Here is an 8,948-nt window from a genome sequence, read left to right as displayed (position 1 = left end):
GCTCGACCTCGTCTCGACGCTGCGCGCGGCCGCGCCCTGGCAGCCGCTGCGCACCCGCGGACGCGATGCCGCCGCGGGCGGTCCCCGCGTCGCCGTGCGGCGCGAGGATTTTCGCGTCGGCGTGCGCAAGCCCACGATCCGCCGCACCACGATCTTCGCCGTCGACGCCTCCGGCTCCTCCGCGCTCGCCCGGCTCGCGGAGGCGAAGGGCGCCGTCGAGCTGCTGCTCGCGGAATGCTACGTCCGGCGCGACCGCGTCGCCCTCGTCGCCTTCCGCAACCGCGAGGCCGAGCTCGTGCTGGAGCCGACACGCTCCCTCGCCCGCGCCAAGAAGGCGCTCGCCGGCCTCGCCGGAGGGGGCGCGACGCCGCTCGCGCGGGGCATCGACGCCGCGCTCGCCTGCGCCGACGCCGTGCGGCGCAGGGGCGAGGACCCCGTGATCGTGCTCCTCACCGACGGCAAGACCAACATCGGCCGCGCGGGCGAGCCCGGCCGCGAGGCGGCCCGCGAGGACGCGCTCGCCGCCGCGCGCGAGGCACGGGCGCGCGGGATCGTCGGCCTCGTCGTCGACATTTCCCGCGCCGGCCAGCCGCTGGCGCAGGAGATCGCAGCGGCGATGGGCGCGCGGTATCTCGCCCTGCCGTGGGCCGACGCCGCGACGCTGTCCTCCGCCGTCACCGCGGCGCTCCCTGCGCAGCGCGGGTGAGCGCCGTGGGCGGGCGGCTCGACTGGGCGCGCGACGGGGCGGACTGGCCGAACCGCGAGACGTCGCGCTTCGTGCGCGCCGCCGGCGCGACCTGGCACGTCCAGCGCATGGGCGCGCCCGACGCTCCCACGCTCCTGCTCGCCCACGGCACCGCCGCCTCGACCCATTCCTGGCGCGACCTGATGCCCCTGCTCGCGCCCGATTTCGACGTGATCGCCTGCGACCTCCCCGGCCACGGCTTCAGCCAGCCGATGGCCCACGGTCGCCCGAGCCTGCCGGGCATGGGACGCGCGCTCGCGGACCTCCTCGCGACGCTCGACGCCCGCCCCGCGCTCGTCGTCGGCCATTCGGCCGGCGCGGCGCTCCTGGTCCGCATGGTGCTCGACCGGCTGATCGCGCCGGCGGGCATCGTCGCCATCAACGGCGCGCTGATGCCCTTCGACGGCGTGGCCGGGCGCATCTTCTCGCCTCTGGCGAAGCTGATGGCGCTCAACCCGCTCGTCCCCCGCTTCGTCTCGGCGAGCGCCGCCGACCGCACCGGCGTCGAGCGGCTGATCCGCAACACCGGCTCGACGCTCGACGCGCGCGGTGTCGAGCTCTACCGCCGGCTCGTGGCCGACCCGGGCCACGTCCACGGCGCGCTGGCGATGATGGCGCACTGGGACCTCGATGCGCTCGTCGCCGATCTGCCGGGGCTCGCGACCCCGCTCCTGCTCGTGGTGGGCGACCGCGACAAGGCGGTGGCGCCCGAGGACGCGCGGCGCGTGCGCCGGCTCGTGCGCCACGCGACGCTCGCCACGATGAAGGGCGCGGGCCACCTCGCGCACGAGGAGCGCCCGGCGGAAGCCGCCGCCCTGATCCGGGCGCACGCGGGCGAGATCGGCCCCCTCGACGCGCCCCGGACGTGATCCGCGCGCGCCGGTCCCGTCGAGAAGCGTTCCGAGAAACTCCCTCCCGAGGCTGTGCATTTCGCCCCGCTCGCGCGTTGAGGCCGTCGGTGCCGCGGGCTCGCGGCGCACGGCCGCCCGTCGGACGCGCGGGACGGACGAAAGATCAAGGGAGATCGAGACCCCATGCGAAACCTCACCATCCTCGCCGCCGCAGCCTTCCTCGCCGGTCCCGGCATCGCCGCCGCCCAGGAGGTCGCGGGCGATCCGCAGGCGGGCGAGCGCATCTTCAACCAGTGCCGCTCCTGCCATATGGTCGGCGAGAACGCGCAGAACCGCGTCGGCCCCGTGCTCAACGACCTGTTCGGCCGCGAGGCGGCCAGCATCGAGGACTACAATTACTCGGATGCAATGCAGGCCTACGACGTGACCTGGACTCACGAGACGTTCCGCACCTACATCAAGGACCCGCGCGGCGAGGTGCCGGGCACGAAGATGGCCTATCCGGGCCTTCGGGACGACGAGAAGATCACGGACCTGATCGCCTACCTCGAGCAGTACGACGACGACGCGGACGACGAAGCGGACGCCGCCGCGCAGTAGGCTGGCGTCCTACCCCCCGCGGCGCGCGGAACGGTCGCGCGCCGCGGAGCGTTGCCGTCGCGCGTGCAGCACGAGGCTCCGCGAGGGCCGCACGACCGATCGAGGAGAGGCGCGATGGCAGACGAGACGAAGACCGAGTTCACCCGCCCGATACCCCTGACCCTCGCCATCGTCGCGGCGATCGGCTGGGTCGTGGCGATCTGGGCCCTCGTCTCCGCCGGCTCGACGGAGCAGGACTACGCCACGCGGCTCGCGACGCTCCAGGAGGAGCGCACTACCGCCGTGAGCGCGCTCGAGGAGCAGCAGGCCGCCTCGGGCGACCTCGACGCCATCCTCGTGCGGATCGAGGAGGGGGAGGCGCGCCTCGAGGAGGCGCAGGCCGCCGAGACCGAGGCGACCGCACGCGCCGAGACCCTCGCCGCGACCATCGCCGAGCGCGAGGAGCGCCTCGCCACGCTGGAGCAGGAGGTCGCCGCGCAGGAGGAGACCTACGCCGCCCGCGAGGAGGAGGTCGCCGGCTGGCGTGAGGAGATCGAGGCGGCCCGCGCCGAGCTCGCCCAGCTCGAGAACGATCTCGCCGCCCGCTCGCAGGAGGTCGCCGACGTCGGCGCCCGCCTGGAGTCGCTGCGTGGCGAGGAGGCGCAGGCCCGCGAGAGCCTCTCCGCCCTCACCGACGAGGCCGCGACCCGCAGCGAAGCGGCTGCGCAGGCGGAGTCGCGCATCCAGGCCGCCCGCGAGGCGGAGGCCGCGGCCCGCGAGCAGATCGCCGCCCTCGAGGAGCAGCTCCAGGCGCTGGAGGCGCAGGTCGACGCCGCCCGCCAGGGCATCACGCCGAGCCTCGGTGGTCCGCCCACCGGCGACGACGCGACGGCCGACGAAACGACCACCGCGCCGGAAGGCACCGACACCGACAGCACGCAGTCGATCCCGGCCGTCGATGACGGCGACCGTCCGGCGGCAGCGAGCGGCGGTCCCGAGTGCCGCTTCACCGACGGCGGCTGGGTCTGCGCCCCCACCGAGTGACACATCGCGCCGGGCGCCTCGCTGCTTTGCAGGCGCGCCCGGCTCGTCTATCGTCTCGCGAGAGAGAACACGCACCTCCCCGCGAGAGATCATGCACCGCGCCACCTCCGTCGTCCGCCGCGCCGCCGTCAAGCCCGAGAAGGTCGTCGACACGGTCACCCTCGACCACGAGGGCCGCAACCGCCGGCGCATCGCGCTCACCGGCGACGGCGGCCTCGCCTTCCTGCTCGATCTCGACAAGACCACGGCCCTGAACGACGGGGACGCCGTGAAGCTCGAGGACGGCGGCCTCGTCCAGGTCAAGGCCGCCGCTCAGCCGCTCCTCGAGATCACCGCGGAGAACCCGCTTCGCCTCCTGCGGCTCGCCTGGCACATCGGCAACCGCCACACGCCCGCCGAGATCGCCGCCGACGCGATCTACATCGAGCGCGACCACGTCCTCGCCGAGATGGTGCGCGGCCAGGGCGGCCTCGCCCGGGAGGTCGAGCGCCCGTTCCAGCCCGAGCGCGGGGCATACGATCACGATTGCGGGCACGATCATGGGCATTCTCATGGGCATTCTCATGAGCACGCGCATGGTCATCACCACCACGGCCACGATCATGATCATGCGCACGACCATGGCCACGGACATGGCGATGGCCATCGTCACCACGACCATTGAGAGGCCGGGGGCAGACGGTGGCAGCCGGTCTCGACGCCCATCGTAGAGCGAGCGGGAACTCCCCTCTCCCGAGAAGAGCCTCTCGCGGAAAGGGGTGGGGGGTGTGGGGCGTCGGGCAGTACGCGCCGCGTGACGGGCACGCACCCCGCCGGCGCAGGCCTGCATCGGCCAAGTGCTCGATCCCGAACGCCCCGCACCCCCGACCCCTCTCCGAGAAATCCTCCTCTCGGGAGAGGGGAGAGCCGGCATCGGCCACCCGGCGCTGCGTCGACGCGAGGGCGGGCTCGTGACCCTCTCCCTCCCCCTGCTGATCTGGACGTCCCCCGCCTTCCCCATCGGCGCGTTCGCCTATTCGCACGGGCTCGAATGGGCGCAGGAGGCCGGCGACGTGACGGATGCCGCCGGCCTCGAGGCGTGGCTGCGCGACCTCTACGCCCACGGCGCCCCACGCAACGACGCGATCCTGTGCGCCGAGGCCTGGCGCGCCGCGGGCGACCCGCCGCGGCTCGCCGAGCTGGCGGAGCTCGCGGTGGCGCTCTCGCCGTCCGCCGAGCGGCGGCTCGAGACGATCACGCAGGGCAACGCCTTCCTCGCGGTCTGCGCCGCGTCCTGGCCCTGCCCCGCGCTCGACGCCTACCGCGCGGGCACCGGCGAGGCCGACACGCCGCTGCCGGTCGCCTTCGGCCTCGTCGCCGGCGGCCACGCCATACCCCTGCGCGAAACCCTGGAAGCGCTCGGGCTGGGCTTCGCGCAGAACCTCGTCTCGGCGGCGGTGCGGCTCGGCATCGTCGGGCAGACGCGCGCGCAGGCCGTGGTGGCCTCGCTCTTGCCTGCGATCCGCGCGCGCGCCGAGGCCGCCGAGGGCCAGAGCCTCGAGGATCTCGGCGCCGCCGTCTTCCGCGCCGATCTCGGCGCCCTGCTCCACGAGACGCAGTACACCCGCCTGTTCCGCTCCTGAGGAGACCCTCGCGATGGCCCCGATGTCCCCCTCCCCCCACGGCCCGCTGCGCGTCGGGATCGGCGGCCCGGTCGGCACGGGCAAGACGGCGTTGATGGAGGCGCTTTGCAAGCGCTTCGCCGGACGATACGATCTCTGCGCCATCACCAACGACATCTACACCAAGGAGGACGCGCGCCTCCTCACGGTGGCCGGCGCGCTGCCGGAGGAGCGGATCATGGGCGTCGAGACCGGCGGCTGCCCGCACACCGCGATCCGCGAGGACTGCTCGATCAACCTCGCCGCCATCGACACGATGACGAAGCGCTTCCCCACGCTCGACCTTATCCTGCTCGAGTCGGGCGGCGACAACCTCGCGGCCACGTTCTCGCCGGAGCTCGCGGACATCACCGTGTACGTCATCGACGTCTCCGGCGGCGAGAAGATCCCGCGCAAGGGCGGGCCGGGCATCACGCGCTCGGACCTGCTCGTCATCAACAAGATCGACCTCGCCCCGCACGTCGGCGCGAGCCTCGCGGTGATGGAGACCGATTCCGCCCGCATGCGCGGCAAGCGGCCATTCGTCTTCGCGAACATGCGCACCGGCGAGGGGGTCGACGCGATCGCGCGGTTCATCGAGGAGGCGGGCGGGCTGTCCGCGAAGGCCGCCTGACGGGTCCGGTTCTTGCGCGTGACGGCTCGGAGTCGAGGATAGAGGGGCGATGATGATGAAGTTTTCCGCATGGAGCGCTGCGGCGCTGCTCGTTCTGGCGGCGACGCCGGCGCTCGCGCATGTCGGCCACCATCCGACGAACGGCTTCCTCGCCGGCCTGACACATCCGCCGACTGGGCTCGACCACCTGCTCGCGATGGTGGCGGTGGGGCTCTGGGCGGGTGTGGTCGGCGGGCGCGCCGCCTGGGCCTGGCCCGCCGCCTTCGTCGCCGCGATGACGGCAGCGGCGCTCTACGGCATGGTCGGGCCGTGGCTGCCCGGCGTCGAGCTCGCCATCGCCGGCTCGGTGCTCGCGCTCGGCCTCGCCGTGGCGCTGCGTCTCCCCGCCCCCGTCGCCCTCGGAGCCGCCGCCTGCGGCGCCTTCGCGCTGGCGCACGGATACGCGCACGGGGCGGAGCTGCCGCTCGGCGCGGGCGCGGCGGGGTACGTCGCGGGCTTCGTGCTGGCGACGGCGGCGCTGCACGGGGTCGGCGTGCTCGCGGGGCGGCTGATGGCGCGCGACCTGCCGCTGTGGGCGACGCGGGGCGCCGGTGGGGCGGTGGCGGCGATGGGGGTGGTGCTGCTGGTGGGGTGACCGGTGGCGGTCCGCCGACGCCCATGCCGTTGCGCCGCGGGGGCTCCGGCTGTATATACAATGGATATACGAGGGAGCCGTCCGTGATCGTGCACTTCAGCAAGTGGGGCAACAGCGTCGCCGTGCGCATCCCTGCAGCAATGGCGAACGAGCTTTCGGCAGGCCCTGGGACGACGGCCGAGATGCGGCTGGAGCACGGGCGTCTGGTGATCGAGCCCGTCCGCCCGCAGCCGCAGTACACGCTCGACGAGCTGCTCGACGGCATGACGCCTGAGGATGCCTACCCTGAGGTCGCGACGGGGCCCGCAGTTGGCCGCGAGATCGACTGACGCCCGCTGCCCCGACTCCGGGGATATCGTCTGGCTCGACTTCGATCCGCAGGCGGGCCACGAGCAGGCGAGTAGCAGGCCGGCTCTCGTGTTGAGCCCCTTGAAGTATAATCAGCTCGCGGGGCTGTGCGTCGTATGCCCGATCACGTCTCGGGAGCGTGCCTGGCGCTTCAGGACGGCGCTCCCGCCGGGCCTGAAGACGAGCGGATTCGTCATCGCTGATCAGATGAAGAGCCTTGCATGGGCGGAACGGCGCGCGACCTTCATCGAGCGGGCTCCGGAGACGCTGATGGCGGACGTCAAGGCGAAGCTGAAGGCGCTGCTCGCCCTCTGACCCACACCCCCTACTCCGCCGCCGCCTTCTCCCGCACGTCCGCCGGCTCGTAGAGCCCCCCCTCGCCCATCACCATGTCCACACGCCGCTGGTGGAAGGCGTTGAGCGTCGAGCGGTGGCCGATGGAGACGACGGTGGTGGCGGGCAGGCGCTCCATCAGGACGGCGTAGATCGCCTCCTCGGTCGGCTCGTCCATGGCCGCGGTGGCTTCGTCGAGCAGGAGCCAGTCGGGCTTGGCCAGCAGCGCGCGGGCCACCGCGAGGCGCTGCTGCTCGCCGAGCGAGAGGGTCTGCGCCCAGATCCGGTCCTCGGAGAGGAGCGGCGCGAGGTGGCCGAGGCGCACCGCCTCGAGCGCCGCGATCATCGCCGCGTCGTCGTAGACGTCCTCCGGCGCGGGGTAGGCGACGGCGCCGCGCAGCGTCCCGCCGGGCAGGTAGGGGCGCTGCGGCAGGAGCATGATCGCGGCCCCGCGCGGACGTTTCACCGCGCCTTCGCCGAAGGGCCAGATGCCCGAGATCGCCCGGAACAGCGTCGACTTGCCGGTGCCAGACGGGCCCGCGAGCAGCACCGACGTGCCCGGCGCGAAGGAGAGCCCGTCGGCGCGCACGATCGCCGACCCGTCCGGCAGGCGCACCACGACGCCGTCGAGCGCCAGGTCCCGCCCGTCGTGGTCGAGGAGCGCGATCTCGCCGGTCTTCTTGGCTGCCGTGCGGGCGCGGTCGATCGAGCCCTCGAAGGAGGTGAGGCGGTCGACCACCGCCTTGTACTCGGCGAGCGTCTGGTAGGCGTTGATGAAGAAGGACAGCGCGCCCTCGACGCGGGCGAAGGCGCCCGCGGTCTGCGTCATCACGCCGAGCTGGATCGTGCCCGCGAAATAGAAGGGCGCGGCGATCACGTAGGGCACAACGGAGTTCGAGTAGTCGTAGAAAGACGTGAAGGCGATGAGCCGCTTGGAGACCGAGACCTGCCGGAAGAAGTTCTGCATGATCAGCCCGAACTGCCGCCCCAGCGAGGCCCGCTCGGCGGGCTCGCCACGGAGCAGCGAGACCTGCTCGGCGTACTCGCGCATGCGCGCGAGCGAGAAGCGGAAGTCGGCCTCGTACTTCTCCTGGAGGAAGTTGAGCGAGATCAGCGGCCGGCCGATGAGGTGCGTCACCCAGGTGGCGACGATGGCGTAGACGAGCGCGATCCAGAACAGGAGCCCCGGCACCTCGACCGACGTGCCCGGGAAGGTGAAGTCCGCCGAGATCGTCCACAGGATCACCGAGAAGGAGACCAGCGTCGAGACCTGGGCGAGGATGCCGAGCGTCAGCGAGAGGGTGAGCGAGGTGAACTTGCGCACGTCCTCCTGGATGCGCTGGTCGGGGTTGTCCGTCTGGTTCCCGAAGACCTGCATCCGGTATTGCGTCGCCTCGGAGAGCCAGCGCGCGGTGTAGTGCTCGGTGAGCCAGGCGCGCCAGCGCATGTCGAGCGTCATGCGGATGGCGTACTGGTAGATCGCCATCGTCACCGCGATGACGACCCACATCACCCAGACGGTCAGCAGCAGGCGCCAGAACGTCTCGGCGTCGCGCTCCTGAATGGCGTTGAACCAGTCCCGGTTCCAGTAGGACAGCCGCACGGAGATCGCGACGAGGGCGAATTGCATGATCACCACGATCGCGAGGATCGTGGTGCCGATGACGCGTTCCTGTGCCCGCACCATGGGGAACGGCCAGATCCGCACCTCCCCGACCTCGCGGGAGGTGAAGTAGGGATCGGTGAGGATCGTGATCTGCCGGATGACCGGCAGGCGACCGACGCCCGCCACGACCGCCGCGAAGATCCCGGCCGCCGCGGGCATGGAGACCGGAGGCGTGAAGTCCGCCATGAAGGCGGGCATCGCGCCGAGCGCGTCGACGAGATAGAGCGTCGCGAGCAGCGCGTGCGCCCCGGCGATGAGCGCGATCAGGATGCGGATGAACGCCGAGACCTCGCGGGCGAGGTAGAGCACCGCCGCGAGCGTGAGCGTCGCGATCGGCACCAACGGCGAGATCGGCAGGTCGGTCGCGAGCGAGAGGCCCATGAGGGCGAGGCCCGCGAGGGCGAAGAGTGCGCTTGTCTTGACCATGCGTTCCTGATCCGCGGCCGCGGTGAGCGTTCGACGTCGCGATGGCGT

Annotated in this window: 11 protein-coding genes; 10 read left to right on the top strand and 1 reads right to left on the bottom strand. The window is 72.5% G+C overall.

Annotated elements, in window-relative coordinates:
* The 10 genes from ACTZWW_RS03920 to ACTZWW_RS03875 all read left to right on the top strand — a co-directional run.
* Nucleotides 1-706: VWA domain-containing protein (locus ACTZWW_RS03920; RefSeq protein ID WP_444779627.1), on the top strand; the 706-nt coding region annotated here is incomplete at its 5' end.
* 5 nt (nucleotides 707-711) lie between these two features.
* Nucleotides 712-1,614: an alpha/beta fold hydrolase BchO gene (gene bchO / locus ACTZWW_RS03915; protein ID WP_444779634.1), complete on the top strand. Its 903-nt coding sequence runs from the start codon at nucleotides 712-714 to the stop codon at nucleotides 1,612-1,614.
* Nucleotides 1,615-1,779: 165 nt separating this feature from the next.
* A complete protein-coding gene (locus tag ACTZWW_RS03910; protein WP_444779626.1) occupies nucleotides 1,780-2,196 on the top strand; it encodes a c-type cytochrome in 417 nt (138 codons plus the stop codon).
* Between the two features lie 114 nt (nucleotides 2,197-2,310).
* On the top strand, nucleotides 2,311-3,219 hold the full coding sequence (locus ACTZWW_RS03905) for a hypothetical protein (RefSeq protein WP_444779625.1): 909 nt from the start codon (nucleotides 2,311-2,313) through the stop codon (nucleotides 3,217-3,219).
* A 91-nt stretch (nucleotides 3,220-3,310) separates the two neighbouring features.
* The gene (locus ACTZWW_RS03900) at nucleotides 3,311-3,883 is read left to right on the top strand and encodes an urease accessory protein UreE (protein ID WP_444779624.1); all 573 of its coding nucleotides are present in this window, start codon (nucleotides 3,311-3,313) and stop codon (nucleotides 3,881-3,883) included.
* Between the two features lie 286 nt (nucleotides 3,884-4,169).
* Nucleotides 4,170-4,841: an urease accessory protein UreF gene (locus ACTZWW_RS03895; RefSeq protein WP_444779623.1), complete on the top strand. Its 672-nt coding sequence runs from the start codon at nucleotides 4,170-4,172 to the stop codon at nucleotides 4,839-4,841.
* A gap of 22 nt (nucleotides 4,842-4,863) precedes the next feature.
* The gene (gene ureG / locus ACTZWW_RS03890; protein WP_444779633.1) at nucleotides 4,864-5,493 is read left to right on the top strand and encodes an urease accessory protein UreG; all 630 of its coding nucleotides are present in this window, start codon (nucleotides 4,864-4,866) and stop codon (nucleotides 5,491-5,493) included.
* Nucleotides 5,494-5,542: 49 nt separating this feature from the next.
* A complete protein-coding gene (locus tag ACTZWW_RS03885) occupies nucleotides 5,543-6,127 on the top strand; it encodes a HupE/UreJ family protein (protein ID WP_444779622.1) in 585 nt (194 codons plus the stop codon).
* A gap of 83 nt (nucleotides 6,128-6,210) precedes the next feature.
* Nucleotides 6,211-6,456, top strand: a complete 246-nt coding sequence (locus ACTZWW_RS03880; RefSeq protein WP_444779621.1) for an AbrB/MazE/SpoVT family DNA-binding domain-containing protein — start codon at nucleotides 6,211-6,213, stop codon at nucleotides 6,454-6,456.
* Nucleotides 6,437-6,790 (top strand): type II toxin-antitoxin system PemK/MazF family toxin, encoded by a 354-nt coding sequence (locus ACTZWW_RS03875; protein ID WP_444779620.1) that lies wholly within the window; start codon nucleotides 6,437-6,439, stop codon nucleotides 6,788-6,790. Before ACTZWW_RS03880 ends, ACTZWW_RS03875 begins: the two co-directional genes overlap by 20 nt.
* Before the next feature lie 10 nt (nucleotides 6,791-6,800).
* Here the strand turns inward: ACTZWW_RS03875 and ACTZWW_RS03870 are convergent, their stop codons facing one another.
* Complete coding sequence (locus tag ACTZWW_RS03870) at nucleotides 6,801-8,900, bottom strand: ABC transporter ATP-binding protein/permease (RefSeq protein ID WP_444779619.1); 2,100 nt, start codon at nucleotides 8,898-8,900, stop codon at nucleotides 6,801-6,803.
* Nucleotides 8,901-8,948 lie beyond the last annotated feature (48 nt).

The sequence above is a fragment of the Salinarimonas sp. NSM genome, assembly GCF_052380005.1.
GTDB lineage: Bacteria > Pseudomonadota > Alphaproteobacteria > Rhizobiales > Beijerinckiaceae > Salinarimonas.
This window is presented reverse-complemented; position numbering and strand designations above follow the sequence as displayed.